This window comes from Ruegeria sp. BG9 (assembly GCF_056538305.1).
The window spans coordinates 340,457-362,999 of sequence record NZ_JBQFSY010000003.1; the positions used below are offsets into that span (position 1 = coordinate 340,457).

At 59.5% G+C, this 22,543-nt stretch carries 21 protein-coding genes; 7 read left to right on the forward strand and 14 right to left on the reverse strand.

Annotated features, from left to right (window positions below):
- Positions 1–14 precede the first annotated feature (14 nt).
- Positions 15–635, reverse strand: coding sequence for a MarC family protein (locus tag ACR0I8_RS07525; protein WP_170690020.1), 621 nt, complete (start codon positions 633–635; stop codon positions 15–17).
- Positions 632–2,485 (reverse strand): ABC-F family ATP-binding cassette domain-containing protein, encoded by a 1,854-nt coding sequence (locus ACR0I8_RS07530; protein ID WP_170690021.1) that lies wholly within the window; start codon positions 2,483–2,485, stop codon positions 632–634. The genes ACR0I8_RS07525 and ACR0I8_RS07530 overlap by 4 nt, the downstream gene beginning before the upstream one ends.
- Before the next feature lie 108 nt (positions 2,486–2,593).
- Between ACR0I8_RS07530 and ACR0I8_RS07535 the strand changes: the two genes are divergently transcribed.
- Complete coding sequence (locus tag ACR0I8_RS07535; RefSeq protein ID WP_170690023.1) at positions 2,594–3,796, forward strand: multidrug effflux MFS transporter; 1,203 nt, start codon at positions 2,594–2,596, stop codon at positions 3,794–3,796.
- Positions 3,797–3,911: 115 nt separating this feature from the next.
- Positions 3,912–4,334, forward strand: a complete 423-nt coding sequence (gene ndk, locus ACR0I8_RS07540; protein ID WP_155143779.1) for a nucleoside-diphosphate kinase — start codon at positions 3,912–3,914, stop codon at positions 4,332–4,334.
- 56 nt (positions 4,335–4,390) lie between these two features.
- Here ndk and ACR0I8_RS07545 read toward each other — a convergent pair whose 3' ends face one another.
- The gene (locus ACR0I8_RS07545; protein ID WP_170690024.1) at positions 4,391–4,738 is read right to left on the reverse strand and encodes a TfoX/Sxy family protein; all 348 of its coding nucleotides are present in this window, start codon (positions 4,736–4,738) and stop codon (positions 4,391–4,393) included.
- 131 nt (positions 4,739–4,869) lie between these two features.
- Between ACR0I8_RS07545 and ACR0I8_RS07550 the strand changes: the two genes are divergently transcribed.
- The 3 genes from ACR0I8_RS07550 to ACR0I8_RS07560 are packed head-to-tail and all read left to right on the forward strand — an operon-like array spanning position 4,870 to position 7,604.
- Positions 4,870–6,381 carry a CHAD domain-containing protein gene (locus ACR0I8_RS07550; RefSeq protein WP_170690026.1) on the forward strand — a complete coding sequence of 504 codons (1,512 nt, stop codon included), beginning with the start codon at positions 4,870–4,872 and terminating at the stop codon, positions 6,379–6,381.
- Between the two features lie 3 nt (positions 6,382–6,384).
- Positions 6,385–7,140 (forward strand): AAA family ATPase, encoded by a 756-nt coding sequence (locus tag ACR0I8_RS07555; RefSeq protein WP_170690027.1) that lies wholly within the window; start codon positions 6,385–6,387, stop codon positions 7,138–7,140.
- On the forward strand, positions 7,137–7,604 hold the full coding sequence (locus ACR0I8_RS07560; RefSeq protein ID WP_170690029.1) for a CYTH domain-containing protein: 468 nt from the start codon (positions 7,137–7,139) through the stop codon (positions 7,602–7,604). The genes ACR0I8_RS07555 and ACR0I8_RS07560 overlap by 4 nt, the downstream gene beginning before the upstream one ends.
- Here the strand turns inward: ACR0I8_RS07560 and ACR0I8_RS07565 are convergent.
- The 9 genes from ACR0I8_RS07565 to ACR0I8_RS07605 all read right to left on the reverse strand — a co-directional run bounded on the left by ACR0I8_RS07565 (position 7,601) and on the right by ACR0I8_RS07605 (position 19,132).
- Positions 7,601–8,965, reverse strand: a complete 1,365-nt coding sequence (locus ACR0I8_RS07565) for a sensor histidine kinase (RefSeq protein ID WP_170690031.1) — start codon at positions 8,963–8,965, stop codon at positions 7,601–7,603. The genes ACR0I8_RS07560 and ACR0I8_RS07565 overlap by 4 nt on opposite strands.
- A complete protein-coding gene (locus ACR0I8_RS07570) occupies positions 8,958–9,638 on the reverse strand; it encodes a response regulator transcription factor (RefSeq protein WP_170376721.1) in 681 nt (226 codons plus the stop codon). The genes ACR0I8_RS07565 and ACR0I8_RS07570 overlap by 8 nt, the downstream gene beginning before the upstream one ends.
- A gap of 180 nt (positions 9,639–9,818) precedes the next feature.
- The gene (locus ACR0I8_RS07575; RefSeq protein ID WP_170690033.1) at positions 9,819–11,255 is read right to left on the reverse strand and encodes a Do family serine endopeptidase; all 1,437 of its coding nucleotides are present in this window, start codon (positions 11,253–11,255) and stop codon (positions 9,819–9,821) included.
- A 749-nt stretch (positions 11,256–12,004) separates the two neighbouring features.
- Positions 12,005–12,604 carry a nucleotidyltransferase family protein gene (locus ACR0I8_RS07580; RefSeq protein ID WP_170690035.1) on the reverse strand — a complete coding sequence of 200 codons (600 nt, stop codon included), beginning with the start codon at positions 12,602–12,604 and terminating at the stop codon, positions 12,005–12,007.
- A gap of 31 nt (positions 12,605–12,635) precedes the next feature.
- Complete coding sequence (locus tag ACR0I8_RS07585; protein ID WP_170690036.1) at positions 12,636–15,053, reverse strand: GcvT family protein; 2,418 nt, start codon at positions 15,051–15,053, stop codon at positions 12,636–12,638.
- Between the two features lie 92 nt (positions 15,054–15,145).
- A complete protein-coding gene (locus ACR0I8_RS07590) occupies positions 15,146–16,453 on the reverse strand; it encodes an HlyC/CorC family transporter (protein WP_170376728.1) in 1,308 nt (435 codons plus the stop codon).
- Between the two features lie 63 nt (positions 16,454–16,516).
- A complete protein-coding gene (locus ACR0I8_RS07595) occupies positions 16,517–17,470 on the reverse strand; it encodes a tyrosine recombinase (protein ID WP_170690038.1) in 954 nt (317 codons plus the stop codon).
- Positions 17,470–18,993, reverse strand: coding sequence for a hypothetical protein (locus ACR0I8_RS07600; RefSeq protein ID WP_170690040.1), 1,524 nt, complete (start codon positions 18,991–18,993; stop codon positions 17,470–17,472). Before ACR0I8_RS07600 ends, ACR0I8_RS07595 begins: the two co-directional genes overlap by 1 nt.
- Positions 18,983–19,132 (reverse strand): hypothetical protein, encoded by a 150-nt coding sequence (locus tag ACR0I8_RS07605; protein ID WP_170376734.1) that lies wholly within the window; start codon positions 19,130–19,132, stop codon positions 18,983–18,985. Before ACR0I8_RS07605 ends, ACR0I8_RS07600 begins: the two co-directional genes overlap by 11 nt.
- A 79-nt stretch (positions 19,133–19,211) precedes the next feature.
- Here ACR0I8_RS07605 and ACR0I8_RS07610 point away from each other — a divergent pair, with 79 nt between their 5' ends.
- Positions 19,212–19,799, forward strand: coding sequence for a shikimate kinase (locus tag ACR0I8_RS07610; protein ID WP_170665268.1), 588 nt, complete (start codon positions 19,212–19,214; stop codon positions 19,797–19,799).
- Positions 19,800–20,912, forward strand: a complete 1,113-nt coding sequence (gene aroB / locus ACR0I8_RS07615; RefSeq protein ID WP_170690042.1) for a 3-dehydroquinate synthase — start codon at positions 19,800–19,802, stop codon at positions 20,910–20,912.
- A gap of 9 nt (positions 20,913–20,921) precedes the next feature.
- On the opposite strand, the gene ACR0I8_RS07620 is transcribed toward aroB, so the two are convergent.
- The gene (locus tag ACR0I8_RS07620; protein ID WP_170690044.1) at positions 20,922–21,992 is read right to left on the reverse strand and encodes a site-2 protease family protein; all 1,071 of its coding nucleotides are present in this window, start codon (positions 21,990–21,992) and stop codon (positions 20,922–20,924) included.
- An 18-nt stretch (positions 21,993–22,010) separates the two neighbouring features.
- A complete protein-coding gene (ssb, locus tag ACR0I8_RS07625) occupies positions 22,011–22,514 on the reverse strand; it encodes a single-stranded DNA-binding protein (protein ID WP_170677777.1) in 504 nt (167 codons plus the stop codon).
- Positions 22,515–22,543 lie beyond the last annotated feature (29 nt).

Consider the following 22,543-nt stretch of genomic DNA (forward strand, 5'->3'; position numbering starts at 1 on the left):
CAGTATATGGGGGGTCAGGCCGCAAATCCAAAGGCCTTGAGGCCATCCAGAATGAACTGAACCGACAAAGCCGCCAGCAACATACCCAGCAGTCGGGTCAGGACGTTCAGCCCGGTCTTGCCTAGAATGCGGCCGATCAACCCGCCAGCCAGAAAGAAGATCAGGACAACGGACATCACCGCAAGCATGACGATGCAGGCCTCGACAATGCCCAGCACGCCGGGATGCTGACCGGCTAGCAGGATGATCGTCGCGATCGAACCCGGCCCCGCGATCAGCGGAATGGCCAGAGGGAAGACAGACGGGTCAGGATGTTCCTCTTCCTCGGCCCGGTCTTCGCGGCGTTTGGTGCGGCGGTCGAACAGCATGTCCAGCGCGGTGAGGAACAGCAAAGCTCCGCCTGCAACGCGAAAGGCGGCCATCGAGATCCCGACAAAGCCCAGCAGTGCCTCGCCAAAAGCGGCAAAGGCGATCAGGATGAAGACGGCGGTCAGGCAGCTACGAAAGGCAGTCTTGCGCCGAGTCTTCGCATCCATGTCCTGCGTCAGCGCTACGAAAATCGGCGTGGTGCCAAACGGGTCGATCACCACGAACAAGGTGGTGAATGCTGTAATGAAAAAGGCCAGGTCCATCATGCGGCATTCTCAGCTTGCTCAAGGCGTTCCGCTGCGGCCACCCATAGGGCTTCGGCTTTTGTCATGGCTTCGGACACCTCGGCGAATTTGCGGTTCCAGGTCTCAAGATCGTTGATCCTGTCATCCTCGTACAGCGCCGGATCCGCCAGCTTGGCCGAGAGTTTCTCATGCATATTCGTTAGCTTTTCGATCCGGTCCTCGCATTTGCGCAGATCGGCGCGCAGGGCCAGCATCGCTTCACGAGACGGGCGCTTGGGCTTTGCAGCCTGCGGCTTTGTTTTGACTGGCTTGTCCCGGGCCAACAGCATCGCGCGATAGGCCTCGAGGTCGTCGTCGAACGGCTTGACCGTCCCGTCCGAGACCAGCCACAACCGATCCGCCACCAGCGACAGCAGGTGCATGTCGTGGCTGACGAGAACAACCGCACCGGAATAGGCAGTGAGCGCCTCGACCAATGCCTCTCGGCTTTCGATGTCAAGGTGGTTGGTCGGCTCGTCGAGGATCAGCATATGCGGCGCGTCGATGGTGGCGAGCAGCAGCGAAAGGCGGGCTTTTTGCCCACCAGACAAGCGCCCAACCTTTGTCTCGGCCTGATCGGCGTTCAGGCCAAACCCGGCCAGACGCGACCGCCACTTGCCCGGCGCCTCATCCGGGCGCAGTCGGCGCAGGTGGTCCAGAGGCGTTTCATCCACATACAGTTCATCCACCTGATGCTGCGCGAAGTAACCGATCCGCAGCTTGTTACTGCGGGCCATTCTGCCGGCCATCAGGGGCAGACGGTCTGACAAGAGCTTGGACAGAGTCGATTTTCCCTGACCGTTCTTACCCAGCAGCGCGATCCGGTCGTCTTGATCAATGCGCAGGTTCAGGCGACGCAGAACCTCGACCTCGCCATAGCCGGTTACACCACCTTCGATCTGAATGATGGGCGGCGACAGTTCCTCGGGCTCGGGGAAGGAAAACGCGCGCAAAGCGGCCTCTTGCGGGGTAGAGACCAGCTGGATGCGTTCAATCATCTTCAGGCGGGATTGGGCCTGAACAGCTTTGGACGCCTTGTAGCGGAAGCGATCCACGAAGCTTTGCAGATGGGCGATGCGGGCTTTGGCCTTGGCGTTCTCCGACTCCGCTTGTGCCAGACGTTCGGCACGGCGCTCGGCGAACTTGTCATAAGGAACCGCGTAATAGGTGAGCTTGCGATCCTCCAAATGCAGGATCGAGCCAACAGCCCGGTTCAAAAGCCCACGGTCGTGGCTGATGATGATGACCGTGTGCGGATATTTCGCCAAATAGCTCTCCAGCCACAACGCGCCTTCGAGGTCGAGGTAGTTGGTCGGTTCGTCCAGCAGCAGCAGATCGGGCTGCGAAAACAGCACCGCCGCCAGAGCGACGCGCATCCGCCAACCGCCCGAGAAATCCGAGCAGGGGCGAAGCTGGTCGTCGTCATCAAAGCCCAGGCCCTTGAGGATCGAGGCCGCGCGCGCCTCGGCCGACCAGGCGTCGATGTCGGCAAGGCGGGTCTGGATATCGGCGATGCGAGAGGGGTCTTCGGCGCTTTCCGCCTCGGCCATCAGCGCGCTGCGTTCGGTATCGGCGGCCAGAACGGTATTGATCAGCGACACATCGGACGAGGGTACCTCTTGCGCCACGCCACCAATCCGGGCGCGTTTCGGGATCGAGATATTGCCCGATTCCACTGCAAGCTCCCCCCGGATCAGGCGGAAGAGGGTGGTCTTACCGGTGCCATTGCGGCCCACAAGGCCAACCTTGTGGCCATCGGGGATGGTCGCGCTGGCCCCGTCAAAAAGGGGACGGCCTTCAACGGCGTAGGTGATGTCTTCGATCCGTAACATGACGCGCTCTTAGCAGAGCCGTGATGCCGCCGCCAGCGGCTAAGCATGTTCAACTGACCAGCGATGTGTTAGCGCTTTCTCGTTTGCCAATTTGAAACGGTTTTGACCATGCGCGCCGCCCAGACGCCTCCAACTTTGATCACGCTGATCTTTGCTACGGCGCTGTCGGTTCTTTCGCTGAATATGTTCCTACCTTCGCTGGCGCATATGAGCGAGGATTTCGCGGTCGACTATGGCCTCGTGAACCTTTCAGTCGCGGGATATCTGGCGGTTTCAGCCATACTTCAGCTGATCATGGGGCCGCTGTCGGATCGCTACGGACGCAGGCCGGTCTTGCTGATCTGCATGACGATCTTTGTCTGCGCTTCAATCGGTTGCGCCTTTGCCGAGTCGATCTGGCTATTCCTTGGCTTCCGCCTGTTGCAAGCCGCTGTGGTGGCCGGCTCGGTCTTGTCCAGCGCGTCGATCCGGGATCAATACCCACCGAATGAGGCCGCCAGCAAACTTGGCTATGTCGCTATGGCGATGGCCCTCGCGCCGATGCTGGGGCCGATGCTGGGAGGGGCGCTTGATATGCTCTTTGGCTGGCGGGCAGGCTTCGTTTTGTATTCGCTGTTGGGGGCGGGACTATTGACCTTGCTTTGGTTCGACATGGGCGAAACCAACATCAATCGCTCCTCAACTTTCGCTGCACAGCTGAGAGAATACCCGCACCTGTTCCGCGCCCGCAGGTTCTGGGGCTATGCCCTTTGCGCGGCGTTTTCGATTGGGGGGTTCTACAGCTTTATCACTGGCGCGCCGCTGGTCGCTGCAGCGTGGTTCGATCTGAGCCCCGCGATGCTGGGCCTAGGCATTGGCATCATCACCGGCGGCTTTATGGTGGGCAATTTCATCACCGGACGTATTGCTGCAAGGACCCGGCTGACCACGATGATCCTAATTGGGCGAATTGTGGCCTCGACGGGCCCTTTGCTGGGGTTGCTTTTGTTTCTGGGCGAGATGGGTTCGGTCTGGGTGTTTTTCGGCTCTGCCATCTGCGTGGGGTTTGGCAACGGGTTGACCAACGCCAATGCTTCGGCTGGCGTCATGTCGGTGCGCCCGAAACTGGCAGGCAGCGCCGCAGGTCTTTCCGGCGCGATGATCGTCGCGCTTGGGGCCGTGCTGACCTCTATCACCGGAGCATTCGTCAACGCCGAAAACGGCCCGTATCTGGTTCTGGGCATGATGAGCGCCAGCAGTTTCATCGGCCTGCTTGCGGTGCTCTATGTCCGCCGTGTCGACCGTCTAGAGCCTTTGCCTGACACAATCTGAACCGCAAAGCACGGGGCAAGGCATCATAAGACTTTTCATGAGCCACAGACCATGTTAGGCGGCGCGCGATGGATTTCGGCGCACATCTGGCGCCACATTGTAAGGAGAGGCCGACATGGCACTGGAACGCACATTCTCGATCATCAAACCCGATGCAACCCGCCGCAACCTGACTGGCAAAATCAACGCCAAGTTCGAAGAAGCTGGCCTGCGCATCGTTGCGCAAAAGCGCATCCACATGACCAAAGAGCAGGCTGGCAAGTTCTACGAAGTCCACGCCGAGCGTCCGTTCTATGACGAACTGTGCGAATTCATGTCGTCGGCTCCGGTCGTTGTTCAGGTTCTGGAAGGCGAAGGCGCCATTGCAAAGAACCGTGAAGTCATGGGCGCAACCAACCCCGCAGACGCAGCCGCCGGCACCATCCGCGCCGAGTTCGCTGAATCGGTTGGCGAAAACTCGGTCCACGGTTCGGACGCTCCGGAAACCGCCGCCGTGGAGATTGCCTACTTCTTCTCGGGCATCGAACTGGTCGGCTAAGCCGTCACCTTGGTGAACAGATTGGGCCGCTCCTGATTGGAGCGGCCTTTTTCGTTTCAGATTTGCTTCAGATCGCGGGCTGCAACCCGCACTCCGATGGCATCCAGGTCTGAGACCATTTGGCTTTCCGGGGCCGCCTTGGTGCCGGATTTGATCGTGTCAAACCGTTGTCTTAACGCCTTTTTCTCCTCGCCCTTGCAGTCGTTCCAAGGGCGGCCCTGCAGCCCCATCACCAACACATAGTAGCCGATGAAATGCGGCCTTGTGCCTGCAGCCAACAGCTTGGCATAGGCGGCATCGGCGCCCAGCTCCCGCAGCTCCTGCGCCGAATGGATGCCCGCGCGGGTGCAGGCCTGTTCGAAGGCGGGGCCGAGGTTGCGGATGGAGGAGACCGGATCAGACATGTCTTGGTTTTAGCCGGACGCTTTTAACCTGTCACCCGCACAAATCCCCGGTTTGGTTGATCTTGTTCTTGATGCAGCGCGCAATTCACGGTCTCATGACGATATGTAGAAGGATCTGGCAGGGGGAAGACGTGTCGCAGGGAATAAACGGATTCTTCATCTTCCCCGGCGGGCTTGATCAGGCCGCGCTCGAGAGCGCTTTGCCTAGTCACACTGTCGATATCCAGATGGGCAGCGCCGCGCCTGCCCTTATGCTTGATTGCCACGATCAGTCGCTGCGCAGCTTGGGCCGGGTCCTGTTCGAGAGCAGAGGGAGCTTGCGGCTTGTCTCCATGCAGGGGCAGGTCTCAGAGCAGCACGCCAACGGCAAGGGGCAATTCGTTCAGAACCTGCCTGATGGTCTGGTGAAGGCGGCGCTGAGCGGCTTTCCTACTTTGCGCGCCCTGACGACGATTGGCACGGGCGAGGTTGAGGAAGGCACGCTTGCGATTCTCGACGATCTGCAAAAGACGCAGGTTCGGGGGCATATCCTGACCTTGCGCACGGATCGCGGGCAGGTAGCGTTTGTCTGGCTGCAAAAACTGCGCGGTTATGATCGCGCTTTTGCTGCGGCCTGTGACAGTATTGAGAGGATGTCTTCGGGCGGTATTGACGACTTGTTCGACGCTCTGTTTCCAGACATGATGCGTTACCGTGCCAAGCCGGAGATTGCGCTTGGCACGCAAGAACCGTCCTTGGAGGTCGCGACCGACCTGATCCGCACCTATCTCAGCGTCGCGCGTCAGAATGAAGCTGGCATCGTGGCGGATATTGATACCGAATTTCTGCATGACTACCGAGTGTCCTTTCGGCGCATCCGCTCGGTCGTGAGCCTGTTCAAAGGGGTGTTTTCAGACCAGCAGACGGCAGAGTTGAAAAGGGTCTTTTCGGACCTGATGGCCCCAACCGGGCGCTTGCGGGATCTGGATGTCTATCTTCTGGAAAAAAATATGTATCTCAGTCTGGTACCGGAAAATCTTCATGCGGGTGTTCAGGCCATGTTCGACCGGTTCGAACAGGAGCGTGCCAAGGAACTGTCCCGTCTGTCCCGGCATTTGCGCAGCGCGACCTATGAAACCGCGATGTCCGATCTGGCGCAGAAATTCTCAAGCCCTGAAACCCTGATGCCCGGCCCAAGTGCGGAGCGAGGTGCCTATAGCTATGCCTGCGCGCTGATCTGGAAACGCTATCGCAAGACCTGCAAACTCGCCCGAAGCATCAGTGAAGAGACGCCGGATCAAACCGTCCACGACCTGCGGATCGACTGCAAGAAACTGCGCTATCTGATGGAGTTCTTCGGGCCTCTGTTCGATGCGAAGGACTTCAAAACGATCCTCAAACCTCTGAAAAAGCTGCAAGATAACCTGGGCCTGTTCAACGATTACTCGGTCCAGCAAGAGGCGTTGCTGGCGTTTGTTGCCGACCAAAGCACCGCCCAAGGCCGCGTGGACGCGCAGCTTGGTTTGGCCGCCGGTGGCCTGATCGCTGTTCTCGACCAACGCCAAAAGGCCGAGCGTGCGCGCGTGATTTCAAACTTTCAGCATTTCGACAGCCCGGAGGTTCGGCATCTTTTCCGCAGCCTGTTTCACCACACAAAGGAGTGAGGAATGAAGATCATTGCCTGCTACAGCAACAAGGGCGGGGTCGGGAAGACCGCGACCTCGGTGAACCTTGCCTATGCCTACGCGCAGGCGGGTCAGCAGGTGCTTTTATGCGATCTTGATCCGCAGGGGGCCTCGGGGTTCTACTTCCGGGTCAAGCCGTCGAAAAAACTGACAGACGCGCGGTTTTTTGAGGATGTTGAACGGTTTACCAAGGCCATCCGGGCCAGTGACTTCGAAGGTTTGGATGTGTTGCCCGCCAACCTGACATTCCGTGACTTCGACGTGTTCCTATCCCGGATGCGCAACAAGCGCTCGCGTTTAAAGAAGGCTCTGGTCGCGGCAGGCAGCGACTATGACGTGATCATTCTGGATTGCCCGCCGAACTTCTCGACCCTGTCAGAGAATATCTTCCGCGCTGCTGATGAGATCGTCGTACCGGTAATCCCGACGACGCTTTCGGAACGCACATTCGATCAGTTGGTTAGCTTTTTCGACGAGCACAAGTTGCGGAAAAAGAAGCTGAGGGCGTTTTTCTCGATGGTGCAGAGGCGCAAGATTCTGCATCAGGACACGATGGAGAAGATGCGCGGGCTATACCGCAAACGGTTTCTGCAAACCTCGATTCCCTTCACCGCGGACATCGAGAAAATGGGCCAGCATCGCGCTCCGGTCAGCACTTATGCTGCACGCAGTGCGGCCAGCGCTGCTTACCAGGCACTCTATGATGAATTGGAGAACGGGGTGGTTGCATCCAAATGAGCATCGAAATCGAACGCAAATTTCTGGTCGCTGAACTGCCTGATTTAGAAGGAACCCAAAAGGCCGTGGTGCGGCAGGGGTATCTTACGGCCACTGAGGACTCGGTGGAGATGCGCCTGCGGCAGAAGAATGACAGCTTTTTCCTGACCCTCAAAGGCGCGGGTGGTCTGGTTCGGGTCGAGCGGGAGGCTGAGATTTCAGCCGATCAGTTCGAAACCTTCTGGCCCGAGACCGAAGGCCGGCGGGTGGAGAAGGTGCGATACACAGGCACGCTGCCGGATGGGCATGTGTTTGAATTGGATGTGTTCGAAGGCGATCTGGCGCCGCTGTGTCTGGTTGAGGTCGAATTCACCTCAGAGCAAGATGCGAAAGGCTACACGCCGCCTGCGTGGTTCGGTGCGGATGTGACCGAGGATAAGCGCTATAAAAACAAGAACATGGCGATCAACGGACGCCCGAGTTAGCGCGCCAGTTTCAGCGTAGTTTCGAGGCCGGGATCGCAGTTGCGAGCCTCGAACGCGCCGCCATGCATCCGTGAAATTGCAGCAACCAAGGCAAGGCCCAGCCCGGCATTGCGCTCAGTCCGCGCTGGGTCGAGCGTCACGAAGGGCTGCTGCAGGCGAGGTAGGTCCTGTTCCGGAACGCCGGGTCCCTCATCGCGCACGCTGACGCGGGTGCAGGTGGTGTCCTCTGCAAGGGATACGGTGATGGTCGAATCCTCTGGCGCGTAGCGCAACGCGTTGTCCAACAGGTTGGACAAAGCTTGCGACAGAAGGGGGCGGTGGCCCTGAATGGGGTTGGCCTGTCCTGTCACCTCAAGTCGGACATTCTGATCCGCCGCGACCGGCTCATAAAGGTCTACGACATCCGCAACCAGTTGGTGCAGATCGACATCCTCAAACTGTTCGCGCCCCAGCCCGGCCTCGGCGCGTGAGATTTCGGTCAGTTGCCCCAGCACGCGCAAGACATGATCGACCTCGGTGGTGGCCCGGGCGATGTCGATCTCGCGGTCCTGATCGCTCTTGTCCGGGTCAGACAGCGCCTCGACCCTTTGTTTCAACCGGGAAAGAGGGGATCGCAGGTCATGCGCAATCGAGTTCGAGGTAGTACGCAGGTTGCTGATCAGCTCTTCTATCCGGTCGAGCATGGTGTTCAAGGTCCCGGCGACCTGATCGAACTCATCACCGGTGCCGCGTATAGGCATCCGGCGAGACAGATCACCCGAGACAATGTTCTCCGCCGTGCTGGCGATGTCGGACAGGCGCGAAAAGACCAGCCGGGTAAACAGCCATCCGGTCAATAGGCTGAGAAGCAGGGCAATCGCAAGTGCCAGCGCGACCGAGCGCAGCAGGACGCGGTCAAATTGCTGACGGGCAACGGCGTCACGCCCGACGATAAGACGCTCGCCGCCCGGCAGGCGGATCGAGGCGGCAGAAACGGGCACCAGCTCGTCATTGTCGGCTCGGCGGACCTCAAGATCGACCCAGCCACTGCCCGCCGTGATGTCCTCGGGCCATTGCTTGAGATTGCCCGCCAGTTTGTTGCCGAACCGGTCTGTCAAAAGATAAAGCGCGTCACGTTCCGAGGCACTGGGCAGGCGGCGTTCGATGGCGGTGATAAGGCCAATGAGACCACGCCGCTCATATTCATCGGCAAGCCCGGTCAGTTCCGCCGAGACGACCGAACGTGTCTCAGATTCGATGCTGCGATTGGCCGTCACATAGACCAAAGCCAGCACTGTCGCCGTCAGAATGGTGCTGAGAACCATGCTGGCGACGACAAGTCTTGTTCTGGAATTGTTTACCGAAAGCCGAAGGTTATCCATCAGACATCATGTAACCCGCGCCCCGGACGGTTTCAATCAGCGGTACATCTCCGCCTTCGTCCAGTTGACGCCGCAGTTTCGAGATGTGGACGTCCACGACATTTGTGTTCGGGTCAAAATGATAGTCCCAAACGCCCTCAAGCAGCATGGTCCGCGAGACAACGCGGTTCTTGCGGCGCAGGAAGAATTCTAGGATCTGGAACTCTCGCGGGGTCAACGAGATCTCGTGCCCGTCGCGTGTGACCTTGCGGGTCAGCAAATCCATCTCAAGGTCCTTGCAGGTCAGGGTTGGTGTTTCTTCGGCGTCCTGCGGGCGGCGCAACAGCGCCTCGATCCGTGCATGAAGCTCCTGGAACGAGAACGGCTTGACCAGATAATCATCCGCACCGGAGCGTAGACCTTTGACGCGTTCATCAACGGCGCTCATGGCAGTCAGCATAAGGACAGGCGTTTTCAGCCCGGCAGCGCGCATGGATTTGATCAGGGACAAGCCATCCAATCCGGGCAGCATCCGATCCAGAACAATGGCGTCAAAACCTCCGTCAGTGGCGTGATACAGACCTTCGCGGCCATCTGCGGCAACCTCGACCACATAGCCTTCTTCGCTGAAACCCTTCGCGATGAAGTCCCGTGTATCTGCGTCATCTTCGACGATCAGCAGGCGTCTGCTCATGATGGAGGCTCCTTTCTATTCGAATTTAAACACAATTTTTGGCCAAAGCACATGGCCTTAGGAAAACACGAGCCGGGTGCGTCCTTGCGCACCCGGCACGCCCGGCGAATTGCGGACAAACCAATCCGCCAGGAGGCGCGCACCAGATCTCCCCATCATGTGGCGCGCGCGGGCCTGAGGTCAGACGATTTCAACCGCCACGAAGATCTGGTTGCCACCGCGGTTGATCAGCACGAGGGCAGGGTCGGTCTTCTCGCTGTCCAAAGCCGCCTTGAGGGCATCCGGCGATGCGGTCTCCTGACTGCCCAGCTTGACGATCACATCGCCGCGCTGCAGTCCGGCCTTCGCGGCAGGGCTGTCGGGCTTCAGATCGGTCACGACAACCCCATCGATCCCTTCGCCAACACCCATTTCGGCACGTGCGGCCTCGGTCAGAGGGGCAACGGTGACACCGAGCGATGTACCCGAGACCTTGGCCTCGACGGGCGCGTCGTTCTGAGCAGATGCAGTCTGGTGTTGGCCGATGGTCAGCTCCATCTGCTGCTCGGTGCCATCCCGAAGGACGGTCAGAACGCTGTCAGTGCCCACTTTGGTGGTGCCCACAAGGATCGGCAGGTCGCTGCTGTTGTCCACGGGCTCATTGTTGAAGCTCAGGATCACATCGCCTTGCTGCAACACACCATCCGCCGGGCTGTCGGTCACGACATCGGACACCAGTGCGCCGGTTGAAGCGTCGATGCCCAGTGCGGCCGCCAACTCGGGGCTGACATTCTGGATCGAAACACCCAGCCAACCGCGGCTGATTTCCCCGTCATCGCGCAGATCAGCCGTGATGTGATCCACGATGTTGGAGGTGACGGCGAAACCCAACCCGACCGAACCGCCGCTTGGCGAGTAAATGGCTGAATTCACGCCGATAACCTCGCCCTCCATGTTGAAAAGTGGGCCACCCGAATTGCCTTTGTTGATGGCGGCATCGGTTTGGATGAATTCGGCGTATGGTCCTTGCGAAATATTGCGCCCTTTGGCGGACACGATGCCGGTGGTGACGGTGGAACTCAGACCGAAGGGATTGCCGATGGCCACGACGTCTTCACCGACACGGATCACGTCGCTGTCACCCAGAGTCACCGCTTGCAGCTCAGCCTCAGGCTCGATCTTCAGGACGGCGATATCGGTTAACGGGTCGGTGCCGACGACCTCGGCGTCATAAGTGCGGTCGTCGCTCAGACGGACTGTGATGGTCGAGGCATTGTCGACCACGTGATGATTGGTGACGATGTAGCCCTCGGCATCCAGTACAAAGCCGGAGCCCAAACCCTGGGACGGACCGCGCTTCGGCATGTCGAAGCCTTCGGGCGCGCCGAACCTTTTGAAGAACTCACCAAAGGGATGGTTTTCCAGATCAAAGTCCTGACCCCGAGCAGGCGTCGCGACCGCGTCCTGTTCGGCAATAATGGTCACGACCGAAGGCGAGACCGTCTCGACCAGATCGGCCAGCGCTTCATCAGCCATCGAGGGCAGGGCCGTTGTGGCCAGAAGGGCTGCGCCTAAGGCACTGGCGCCAACCCAGCTGGATTTGCGCGGAAAAAGTACTGAGGATTTACGGATGCTCATTTTTTGTCTCCTGTTCACGTCGCGCGAATTGAGGCGCGCGTTGAAACAGCAAATGAACCTTCAATCTGTGTCTTTCCTGACTGATGAATTAAGAAAACTTAATTTTGCCACAAAGCAATTGTTCTGTGTCGGCGGAGCGCTGTTGGGATTCGCGGATTCAGGCCTGCTGACGCACTGCGAATCGGAGGATTGTTGCTGAATTGGCTGTCAAACTTTGAATTTGGTTGAATTGAATATTGAGCATGAACAAACGGCGGATCGTTTGGCGGCGTTTTTAGTCACTCTACCTAAAGTAGAAGGTAGCCGAAAAATATTCTGGCGATGTAAACTATATTCTTGCAATTACATGGTTATTATTGAATAAGACCACGTTTAATCGGACCGTTTTCAATGCTTCTGCCAACGGAAATCCCCTTAAGGTTGATCTTGACGCGACGGAATGTTGCCCAAAAACCAAACTGAGACGTCCCTAGTTAACCGTTTCTTCTAATTTTACGTTGTTTCGAAGGATCGGATCAGCAAATATAAACATGCCCAAGTGAGGGGGAGCCAAAGGCACTAGGGGGTGCCCGTGGCTTGCTCAGTCTTAAAGCGCTGGTGGCATGTTAACGAGGGGGTCTTGTTTAGGTTTTAGCTGCTGTACGCCTAACCACCTGTATAGGTGATTTGGTTTAGCTTTATTGATTGCTGAAAGTGGTAGTCCTGTTTTGGGCACACGACCCGGTCTTTAACGACCGGGTCGTGTTCGTTTACGACCCTCGCTTTCTGAGCCAGTCCGCCCATGCCTCGGGTGTGTCGAGGTCTAACAGGGCATTGTCGCCGGGAAGACGTGTGAGGTGAGCCTTGTCCTTGTGCGCGCGAATGACGGATTGGGCGCCTTTATCTCCGGTCAGCTTCCGAAGTTCTGGAAAAAGCTGGCGATCAAAAATCACTGGATGACCGGGTTTGCCAGCCGACGTGGCCCCGCGCCAGATCAGATTATCGGGATTGGCGCGTCTCGCGTCCTTCACAGCTCTTAGGTCGTTCGAGGTTAGCTCAGGTAAATCCGCTAGCAAAACCATGACAGCCGGCGCAGCGTCATCCACCTGGGCCAGCGCACCGCGTAGGCTGGCGTTCATGCCTTCTGCCGCATCCGCAATTGGGACCTTCTGCACATCCAAACCGTCCAGCGCGTCGTAGCGCGCATGAGGGCGGGGAGGAAGCGCAACGATCACCGGTCCGACCTCCAAGCCCGTCATGGTAGATCGCCGCAAAAGGGGCATGCCGTCGACCGCCTGTAGCAGCTTATCTGCACCGCGCATGCGCTGCGATTGTCCTGCCGCAAGCAGTATGGTGGGTATTTCTGTCATAGGGGCAACATGCCGTCCGGTTGTAGCGTTGTCAGCCCCTCATTCGGTCTCCCTCAGGATCAAACAGGGGGGTCGAGATCACCCGTGCGGTCCGCATCTGGCCGAGAATTTCGATCTGAACCTCCAGCCCGTCCTTGATACGGTCCGTCGGAAGGAACCCTATCGCGACGGAGGTTTGGGCATAATGGGAATAGCCGCCTGAGGTGCAAAAACCGACGACCTCTCCGTCCAGCCAGATCGGCTCGTAAGCGTTCACATCCGCATCTTCAGCCTCGACCTCGAAGGCGACCAGTTTGCGAGCCGTACCACTATGCCGCTCGGCCTCGGCCGTTGCGCGGCCAATGAAATCTGTATACTTGGCGAAAGAGATGAACCGGTCCAGTCCCGTTTCTGCCGCTGTGTAGTCAGGAGAGAACTCTCGCATCCACGAGCCAAAGAACTTGTCCAGACGCAGGGACATCATGGCGCGCATGCCGAAAGGCACCATTCCATGGGGCTGTCCGGCCTCCCACAAAGTCCACCAGAGCTGTCGTTGCGCCATCGGATCGCAATAGATCTCATAGCCCAGATCGCCGGTGTAACTGACCCGCTGCACGAGGCAATCCGTCATGCCGATCGTCATCGGGCGCACGTCGAGGAACCGGAGGGTCGAGACATCTTCGCGCGTGCAAGCGACCAGAACCTCGGTTGCCTTAGGGCCTGCAATTTGGAAGCCATTCAGCTGGTCGCTGATATTGCTGATTGAGACGCCCTCGGCTGCGTTCTGCTGGAACCAACGCATGTGGTAGGCTTGGCTGCCGTATGAGGCAGTCAGGCGGAAGTCAGTCTCACTCAGGCAAGACACGGTAAAATCACCGATCAGCTTACCTTTGGGCGACAGCATCGGGGTCAGGGAGACGCGGCCCGGCTGAGGGATGCGCCCCGCCATGATCCGATCCAGCCACGCGCGGGCATTCGGGCCCGATATGCGATACTTACCGAAATTGTGGACCTCGTTGATTCCTACGCCTTCGCGGACAGCGCGGACTTCGCGCCCCGTGGCGTCAAACGCGTCCGAGCGCCGGAACGAGGGGGTTTCATAACTCGGCTCGTCGCCTTGCGCGAAATAATTCGGCACCTCCAGCCCATATTGCTGACCCCACACCGCGCCCAGATCGCTGAAGATGTCATACATTGGCGTGGTGCGATTGGGGCGCGCGGCGGGCAGTTCCTCGTTCGGGTAGGCGACGCTGAACCGTTTCTGATAGTTCTCAATGACCTTCGGGCGGGTATAGCCCGGGCTGATCCAGTCGCCGAACCGGGCCACGTCCATGGCGAAGACGTCGCGCTCCGGCTCGCCTTCGATCATCCATTGCGCCAGCGTCAGGCCAACGCCGCCGCCCTGGCTGAATCCGGCCATGACACCGCAAGCAGACCAATAGTTGCGCATCCCGGGCACCGGCCCGACCAGAGGGTTCCCGTCCGGCGCAAATGTGAACGGGCCATGGATCACCGATTTCACCCCGGCCTCGGCCAGAACCGGGAAGCGGCGATAGGCGAACTCGATACTGTCGGTGATCTTGTCATAATCGTCGGGCAGCAGTTCATGCCCGAACTCCCATGGCGTTCCGTCGACGGCCCAAGGCTTGCAGGGTTGTTCGTAGAACCCGATGCACAACCCGCGTCCTTCCTGCCGCAGATAGCTCTCTCCAGCAGGGTCCATCACATGCGGATGCTCTCCGCCCGCGTCGATGATGGCCTCGATCTGAGGGATCGAGTCGGTGACCAGATATTGATGTTCCATCGGATGTAGCGGGAAATAGACACCCGCCATTGCACCGACCTCACGCGCCCAGAGACCACCCGCGTTGACGATATGTTCGGCGTGGATCGTGCCCTTGTCGGTGACCACATCCCAGGTGCCATCCGCGCGTTGGTTGGTTTCGCGCACCATGCAATGGTTCTCGATCGTGGCTCCACCCATTCGGGCCGCCTTGGCATAGGCATGGGTGGTGCCCGATGGGTCCAAGTGCCCATCCAGCGGATCATAGAGTGCACCGATGATGCCGTCGGTGTTGGTGATGGGCGCAATCTTCTTGATCTCATCGGGGCCGACGATTTCGGTTTCCAAACCCATGAAACGGTGCTTGGCGCGCTCGGCCAACAGCATGTCGAACCGATCCTGGTTGTCCGCCAGCGTCACGCCCCCCACATGGTGCAAGCCGCAGGACATGCCGGTGATCTCTTCCAGTTCCTTATAGAGGCGGATCGTGTAGCCCTGCAGCGCCGCCATGTTGGTGTCGCCGTTCAGCGTGTGAAACCCGCCCGCCGCGTGCCAGGTCGAGCCCGAAGTCAGCTCGGACCGTTCCAACAGCATCACGTCGGACCACCCCAGTTTGGTCAGGTGATACAGAACCGAGCAGCCAACAACGCCGCCCCCAATGACCGCCACGCGGGTTTGCAGTTTCATGAAAGACTCCCAGATTTTCTGGAAGTCTGACCGGAGGCTCCGGGGGCGCAAGTGTAAAAACGACAAAAAATGTCGTGCATGTCGCCCCGCGCTTAGAGAGGTCTGATCTTCAGCTCCGTCACCCGGTTGCCCTCGCGCGCGGTAACCTCGAACCGGAACCCGTGGAAGGAAAACACCTGACCGACCACGGGGATCATCTGCGCCTCATGTATCACAAGACCAGCGACGGTGTTCGCCTCTTCATCCGGCAGGGACCAGTCTAGGGCACGGTTGACGTCGCGGATGGTCATGGCCCCTTCGACCAGAAACTGCCCGTCCTCGGTTCGGGTGACTGGAACCTCTTCCTCGATGTCGAACTCGTCGGCGATTTCACCAACGATTTCTTCGAGAATATCCTCGAGCGTAATCAGGCCGCGCAGCGATCCGTATTCGTCGACCACAAGGGCAAAGTGGCTGCGAATGCGCAAGAACTCTCGCATCTGGTCGTCCAGAGTGGTGGTTTCCGGCACGAAATAGGGATCGTTGGCGACTTTGGTGATGTCGAACCCTGCCAAACGGTCCGAGTTGCTTTCGGATCCGCCGACTTGCGCGTACATCGCGCGGAACAGGTCTTTGGCGTGAACCACGCCTATGATGTTCTCGGGCTCGTCACGGAAGACGGGCAGGCGGGTGTGACGGCTTTGCAGGCATTGTTCCAGAATGGCATCCGGCTCCGCATCGGCGTCGATCATTTCGATGTTCGAGCGGTGGAGCATGATCTCTTCAACCGCGCGATCCCCCAGATCAAGCGCGCCCAGAATGCGGTCGCGGTCTTCTTTCTCGACCACGCCTTCGGAATGGCCCAGCTGCAACGCGCCTGCGATTTCCTCGCGCACGGCGAGGATGTTGCTGTCGGGGTCGATCTGGACTCCGAAAATACGCAGCACACCGCGGACCAACAGGCGCACCGCGGCCACAATGGGCGAGAACACGGTGACGACAACGCTGATGATCGGGGCCACGGCAGAGGCGGCTTTTTCCGAATTGGTGATGGCGTAGGTCTTGGGAAGGACCTCGGCAAAGATCAGAACCAGTAGGGTCATGACCAGCGTGGCCAGCGCCACGCCGCTTTCACCGAACAGTCGGGTGAACAGGGCCGTCGCCAACGAGGCCGCGAGGATGTTCACCAAGTTGTTGCCTAGAAGGACCGAGCCGATCAGCCTCTCATTGTCATCGGTGATATCGAGCGCCTTTTGCGCCCCGCGAGAGCCTTTGTCAGCCTGTGCCCTCAGCTTCCCTCGGGACGATGCGGTCAGCGCTGTTTCTGAGCCTGAGAAAAAGCCCGAAAGGACAAGCAAAAGCAGGATAGCGCCAGTGGTAAACCAGAATGCGCCGTCGATCAGAGAGGATGTGGGTTCCATCGGTCCTTGGTTGTTCGTGTTTCTGCACCCGTTATGGGGATGCGCGCCCTTGCAATCAAGGGGTTAGCCCTTGCTACCCTTGCCTTTCGCCAACGGGTGATGTTCCAGCACCAGTTCTGACAGCCGTTCATCCAGCACGTGGGTGTAGATCTCGGTCGTCGCGATGTCTGCGTGACCCAGTAGGGTCTGGATTGATCGCAGGTCGGCCCCGTTTGCCAACAGATGGGTGGCGAAGGCATGGCGCAGCGTGTGCGGCGTGACCTTTTCGGGCGAGACACCGCCCTGAACCGCCAGCTCTTTGACCAGCAAAAAGAACCTGTGCCGGGTCAAGTGCCCGGATTTGCCGCGCGACGGGAACAGGAACTTCGAACGGGAACCGCCTTTTTCAACACTTGCATCCTCGGCCTTGTCCCGCTCTTCAAGCCAAACGGCCAGCGCATCGCGGGCCGGAGGAGACAAGGGGACCATGCGTTCCTTGCCGCCCTTGCCCAGAACCAGCAACATACGGGGATCGCCGCGCGCGGATGAGACGGGCAGGGAGACCAGCTCAGTCACCCGCATACCGGTCGCGTAAAGAAGCTCCATCAGGCAGGTGTTGCGGATACGGTCGGCCGGGCTGCGCCCAGTCTGGCGAGCGGCCTCGAGCAGACGGTCGACCTCGGGGACGTCCAGCGTTTTGGGCAGTTGCTTCTTGCGCCCCGGGCCTTTGATCTGAATGGCCGGGTTGGCCTCGCGCCAGCCTTCTTCGAACGCAAACCGGTAGAGTTGTTTGATCGCCGACAACCGCCGTGCGCGGGTCGCGCGGGACAGGCCCTGCGCATCGCAGTCGATCAGATAGGCTTCGATCCTATCACGATCCGCTTGCTCGAAACTTGTTTTTCGATGCTCTAGCCACGTGGCGAAATCCTTCAGGTCGCGACCATAGGCCAAGAGAGTGTTAGTGGCCGCGCCCAATTCGGCGGCCTGCGCCTGCAGAAAGGTCGAAATCCACAGCTCATCTGATGCCGGGCCGCTCATTATCCGCGCTCGTTCAGGATCAGCAAGTTAAGTGCTGCGCGGCGGGCGGTTTCCTCTAGCCCGACACGGCGGAAGGCGGCGATGGCTGCAGTCATGTCCACCAGATTGCCGCGGGCACCGTGGGCAAACAGCTGCATCGCCTCCAAAATCGCCTCGCCGAGTTGGCCATTGTCTAAAAAGGCCTTGATATCCGACGGTACCGGCGCGGCCCAGGCGAACCCTTGCGCGACCGCATCAGCCAAGGGCGACGGCGAAACAGCGCGGCCCGGATCACCCTGCGCCAAAGCTGCCAAGAACTGCGTCTCAACCGCTGTGTCCGGCGCTTGCATCGCGGCGCGTTCATAGAAATCCGAGAGCATCAGGATACGCCAGCGCAGGGCTTCCACATCGGCCCCCTGCAATTCGACCCCATAGAGGCGTTCGGCGAAGAGATCGGCAAAGGGCACTTCAAGCCCGACGCTACGCATCTGTTTCCAGACGAGGGGGAGGGTCTTGCTGATCGCCTCGACATTGCCGGTTTCAAGGGCGGTCTCGAACTGCTGCACAGCGGCCACCCGATCCCAAACGGCACCTGATGCTGCCGGAGAACGCTCGGTGTAAAGACCAAGCAACTGGTTCGGAGTCAGCGCGCCAATGCGGGTCAGGCGTTCAGCGGCTTCGATCTGCGCCTTCCAGCCTGCCACATCGCGCAGGTCGGCATTGGCGAAGGCCCGCGGCAGAGGGGCCGAGGGCAAACGCTCCCCAATGGCCTCAAACAACCTGAAGCTCAGCGGATCCGGTTTCTCGGGCTGCGGCAGGTAAGGCGCGTCCTCAAAAATGTCGGGGTTGAGGAAACGGTCGAGCAGGTCCAGTTCCTCAGGCGGCAATAGCTCTAGCGCATGGGCGGCCTCAAGCGTCAAAGCGGCAGAGGGCCAATCCCCCCGGCGGGCCTTGCAGAAGATCTGGGCCGCATAGTCTTTGGACAGGTTTGGCTGGGCAATCAGCGCCGTGCAGCTGCGATCTTCGTCTCCAGTCAAAAGCGTTGCATCAAACCAGCGTTCAAATCTGGCCTGCGTGTCCGTTGGACCGGCGAGTTGCACCAGCGACTGCGCCGGGTCCGCCGCACCGAGCTGCATCAGTCGGTCCAGACGCGCCAGCAAAAGCGTCTCCTCCCCAGACGCACCGCCGGGCGCGCGGGCTTCGGACAGCAGAAGGGTGAACAGCAGGCGCTGCATGGCCGGGTTGTGCTTGACCGGGATGCGAGCAATCAGTTCGGAAATCCGCTCGGGGTCACTGCCATGCCAGAGGTCGACGGGCAGCCCGGTTACACTCGACGACACCAGACCGATCGGTTGCGACAGCGCGTCCAGTGGCGTGACCTCAACCGCGGGTTGGCCTCCGTTCTGCGCGACCGGAGGCTCCAGCAGAACCGTGCCCGGCAGGTTCTCGGGCGGGTCGTTCAGCCAATCAATAGCGGTCAGCGGCTGCTGCGCCTGCGCTGCTCCGGCCAAAGACAGCGCGACCAACACATGCTTAATCGACATCCAACGTGACCGGTTCGCGGATTTCGCTTTGCGGGGCCGAGAAATCGGCGCCGAAATATGGACCTACATAAGCGTAGGCCACCAGCCCGATGAAGGCCAGGCAAACAATATATATCAGGAACTTGATCAGACGGCCCATGGCGCCACGCTGCCTCAATTTTTGGTTTTGACCAAGTTATAACTGGCATTTTTCTTAAGATCACGTCATTCACGGTTAAATGAGCGAAATTAAGCATAACACTCACGTTGCAACGACACATGGCGGGTTTGATCTACACAAAACCGTTGTTCTTGTGGGCATGATGGGGGCCGGAAAGACCGCTGTGGGGCGCGCATTGGCCGCGCGGCTGGGTGTTCCTTTCCTCGATAGCGACGCCGAGATCGAATCAGCCGCCAACATGACCATCCCTGAGATTTTCCAGCGGGACGGAGAGCCGTTTTTTCGCGCCAAGGAAACACAGGTTATCGGTCGCTTGCTGGATGAGCAGAAAGGTATTCTATCGACGGGTGGCGGTGCGTTTTTGTCGGAGGGCAACCGCGACATGATCACCGAACGGGGTGCCTCGGTCTGGTTGCGGGCGGATCTGGATGTGTTGTGGAACCGGGTGCGGCACAAGGATACGCGCCCGTTGCTGAGGACTGATGACCCTTATGCGACGTTGAAGGCGCTGTACGAGGCGCGCGTGCCGGTCTATGCCGAGGCCGATCTGACGGTGGCCTCGGATGGTGAGACCTCGATCGACAATATGGTGGACCGCGTGGTCGACGCCCTGTTGGCGCGACCCGATGTTTTGGAACGAAATTAGATGCATCAAACCGTACATGTGGAATTGGGCGAACGCTCGTATGACGTCGAGATTGGCCCGGACCTGCTGGCGCAAGCTGGCGGTCGGATCGCGCCTATGCTGCACCGTCCGAAAGTGGCGGTTCTGACTGACGAGAACGTCGCGGCTTTGCATCTTGAGGCCTTGCGCGACGGGCTTGCGACCGCGGGGATCGAGATGTCCTCACTCGCCTTGCCCGCGGGTGAGGCGACCAAAAGCTGGCCGCATTTTGAGCGCGCGGTTGAATGGCTTCTGGCCGAAAAGGTCGAGCGGCGGGACATCGTCATTGCCCTTGGTGGAGGAGTGATCGGGGACCTCGCAGGTTTCGCTGCCGCTGTGCTGCGCCGTGGCGTGCGTTTTGTTCAGATCCCGACCTCGTTGCTGGCGCAGGTCGACAGCTCGGTTGGTGGCAAAACCGGGATCAACGCGCCGCAGGGCAAAAACCTGATCGGAGCGTTTCATCAACCCTCCTTGGTGCTGGCCGATACCTCGGTTCTGGGCAACATGACCCAGCGCGATTTCCTGTCGGGCTACGGAGAGGTGGTCAAATACGGGCTGCTGGGCGACGCCGATTTCTTCGAATGGCTTGAAGGTAATGGGACCAAGGTCTCCTCAGGCGATATGGCCGCGCGGGTGCGTGCCGTGACACGCTCGGTTCAGATGAAAGCTGACATTGTCGCACGCGACGAGACCGAGCAGGGCGATCGCGCGCTTTTGAACCTCGGGCACACGTTCTGCCACGCGTTGGAGGCCGCGACGGGGTATTCCGACCGGCTGCTGCATGGCGAAGGCGTTGCCATCGGCTGCGCGCTGGCCTTTGAATTGTCGGCACGACTGGGCCTGTGTTCGCAGGAAGACCCAAGCCGAGTGCGGGCGCATCTGAAGGCTATGGGGATGAAAACCGATCTGGCTGATATTCCAGGTGATCTTCCCGGAGCCGAGGCCTTGGTAGACCTGATGGCGCAGGACAAAAAGGTGATCGACGGTCAGTTGCGTTTCATTTTGGCGCGAGGGATCGGTCAGGCCTTTGTCACCTCGGATGTCCCGCGTGAGGCCGTTCTGTCGGTGCTGGAAGACGCGTTGGCATCCGTCTGACGAAGGCGATCAGCGCCCTCGGATAACCATCAACTCACCGATGTTTTCACGGGTGATATAGCCGATCATAAGCCCGGTGCGATTGATCACGGCGACCGCCGGCGCGCCTTTGTGCAACCCGTCCAGAACCTTTGCCAATCCGGCGGTCAAGCCGACCTGCGGGATGTTACGCTCCATGATCGAAACGGCGGGGTCAGAGCGTGGGTGATCGCCCGCCAGCGCCTTGAACAAGTGATCTCGGGTTACGAAGCCCTGCAGGTGGCCTTTGTCGTCCAGAACCGGAAACTCATGTTGCGTTGTATGGATCACGGCCTGTGCGGCTGTATTCAATGTGTCCTGAGGCGATAGCGCGTGGAATTCTGTAATCATTGCGTCGCGCGCCAAAACATGCCGCGTGGCCGAGCGAAGCGCCACATCCTGACTTTCCGCATTGGCCGCGAAGAACACAAAAACCGCAATCACGACGAGGATCGGATTGCCCGAGCTGAGTCCATAAAACCCAAGCCCAACGGCAAGCATCTGACCGCTCAGCGCCGCGACGCGCGTGGCTGTAACGCGGTCCAGACGAAGGCAGAGGAGGGCCCGGAAAACGCGACCTCCATCCATAGGGAAGGCGGGGATCATGTTGAACGCGGCTAGCAGAAGATTGATATAGGCGAGACGGTCCAGCATCCCGATATTTGCGGAATCGATCTGGCTGATCGTCTCAAAGGGCATTCCGGCGCCAAACCCCACCAGACCCAACCAGATCACGACGTTCACGGCCGGACCGGCGAGGGCAACCCAGACCTCTTGCATCGGTTTTTCCGGCATACGCTCTAGCCGGGCCAGACCGCCGATAGGCAGAAGGGTGATGTCAGGGGTTTTGATGCCAAAGCGGCGCGCCATCAGGGCGTGGCCGAACTCATGCGCCACGACGCAGGCAAACAGGGCCAGCACGAAGATCAGGTTCTCGATCGCGGCGTGCCAACCTCCGCTGGAATAGGCCGCAAATCCGACCCAGGCCAACAACAGGAAAAAGGTGACATGGACCCTCAGTTCGGACCCGAGAAGTCGGCCGAGAGCGAAGGACCATGCCATATTGTGTCTCCGTTTCGTTTAGAACGGAATCTCGTCGTCGTCGATTCCGCCGGATGCGGGGGCAGGAGAGCTGGACGGTGCGCCATAAGGATCGCCATAGCCGCCACCGGCCTGACCACCGCTATAGCCGCCCGACTGACCGCCACCATAGCCGCCGCCACTGCCTTCGCCGCGGCTGTCCAGCATCGTCAGTTCGCTGCGATAGGGACGCAGGGCAACTTCGGTCGTGTATCGATCCTGGCCCGACTGATCCTGCCACTTGCGGGTTTCAAGCTGGCCTTCGATGTAAACCTTGCTGCCTTTGCGCAGGTATTGTTCTGCCACCCGAACCAGCGGTTCAGAAAAGATGGCGACCTGATGCCATTGCGTGCGGTCCCGGCGTTCACCGGTGTTGCGATCTTTCCATGTCTCGGATGTTGCAACGCGCAGGTTGCACACTTTCCCGCCATTCTGGAACGACCGCACCTCAGGGTCGGCACCAAGATTGCCGATCAGAATGACCTTGTTAACTGAACCCGCCATGTAGTTCCCCGTTCTGTATTGATCTGCAT

Excerpts from the sequence above, each read along its gene's own strand:
- ACR0I8_RS07570 (WP_170376721.1), bottom strand. The coding sequence starts at position 9,638 with ATGAGCAGACGCCTGCTGATCGTCGAAGATGACGCAGATACACGGGAC.
- ssb (WP_170677777.1), bottom strand. The coding sequence starts at position 22,514 with ATGGCGGGTTCAGTTAACAAGGTCATTCTGATCGGCAATCTTGGTGCC.
- ACR0I8_RS07565 (WP_170690031.1), bottom strand. The coding sequence starts at position 8,965 with ATGGATAACCTTCGGCTTTCGGTAAACAATTCCAGAACAAGACTTGTC.
- ACR0I8_RS07605 (WP_170376734.1), bottom strand. The coding sequence starts at position 19,132 with ATGGGCCGTCTGATCAAGTTCCTGATATATATTGTTTGCCTGGCCTTC.
- ACR0I8_RS07555 (WP_170690027.1), top strand. The coding sequence starts at position 6,385 with ATGAAGATCATTGCCTGCTACAGCAACAAGGGCGGGGTCGGGAAGACC.
- ACR0I8_RS07535 (WP_170690023.1), top strand. The coding sequence starts at position 2,594 with ATGCGCGCCGCCCAGACGCCTCCAACTTTGATCACGCTGATCTTTGCT.
- ACR0I8_RS07545 (WP_170690024.1), bottom strand. The coding sequence starts at position 4,738 with ATGTCTGATCCGGTCTCCTCCATCCGCAACCTCGGCCCCGCCTTCGAA.
- ndk (WP_155143779.1), top strand. The coding sequence starts at position 3,912 with ATGGCACTGGAACGCACATTCTCGATCATCAAACCCGATGCAACCCGC.
- ACR0I8_RS07585 (WP_170690036.1), bottom strand. The coding sequence starts at position 15,053 with ATGAAACTGCAAACCCGCGTGGCGGTCATTGGGGGCGGCGTTGTTGGC.
- aroB (WP_170690042.1), top strand. The coding sequence starts at position 19,800 with ATGCATCAAACCGTACATGTGGAATTGGGCGAACGCTCGTATGACGTC.
- ACR0I8_RS07525 (WP_170690020.1), bottom strand. The coding sequence starts at position 635 with ATGATGGACCTGGCCTTTTTCATTACAGCATTCACCACCTTGTTCGTG.
- ACR0I8_RS07530 (WP_170690021.1), bottom strand. The coding sequence starts at position 2,485 with ATGTTACGGATCGAAGACATCACCTACGCCGTTGAAGGCCGTCCCCTT.
- ACR0I8_RS07610 (WP_170665268.1), top strand. The coding sequence starts at position 19,212 with ATGAGCGAAATTAAGCATAACACTCACGTTGCAACGACACATGGCGGG.
- ACR0I8_RS07600 (WP_170690040.1), bottom strand. The coding sequence starts at position 18,993 with ATGTCGATTAAGCATGTGTTGGTCGCGCTGTCTTTGGCCGGAGCAGCG.
- ACR0I8_RS07590 (WP_170376728.1), bottom strand. The coding sequence starts at position 16,453 with ATGGAACCCACATCCTCTCTGATCGACGGCGCATTCTGGTTTACCACT.
- ACR0I8_RS07595 (WP_170690038.1), bottom strand. The coding sequence starts at position 17,470 with ATGAGCGGCCCGGCATCAGATGAGCTGTGGATTTCGACCTTTCTGCAG.
- ACR0I8_RS07560 (WP_170690029.1), top strand. The coding sequence starts at position 7,137 with ATGAGCATCGAAATCGAACGCAAATTTCTGGTCGCTGAACTGCCTGAT.
- ACR0I8_RS07620 (WP_170690044.1), bottom strand. The coding sequence starts at position 21,992 with ATGGCATGGTCCTTCGCTCTCGGCCGACTTCTCGGGTCCGAACTGAGG.
- ACR0I8_RS07575 (WP_170690033.1), bottom strand. The coding sequence starts at position 11,255 with ATGAGCATCCGTAAATCCTCAGTACTTTTTCCGCGCAAATCCAGCTGG.
- ACR0I8_RS07580 (WP_170690035.1), bottom strand. The coding sequence starts at position 12,604 with ATGACAGAAATACCCACCATACTGCTTGCGGCAGGACAATCGCAGCGC.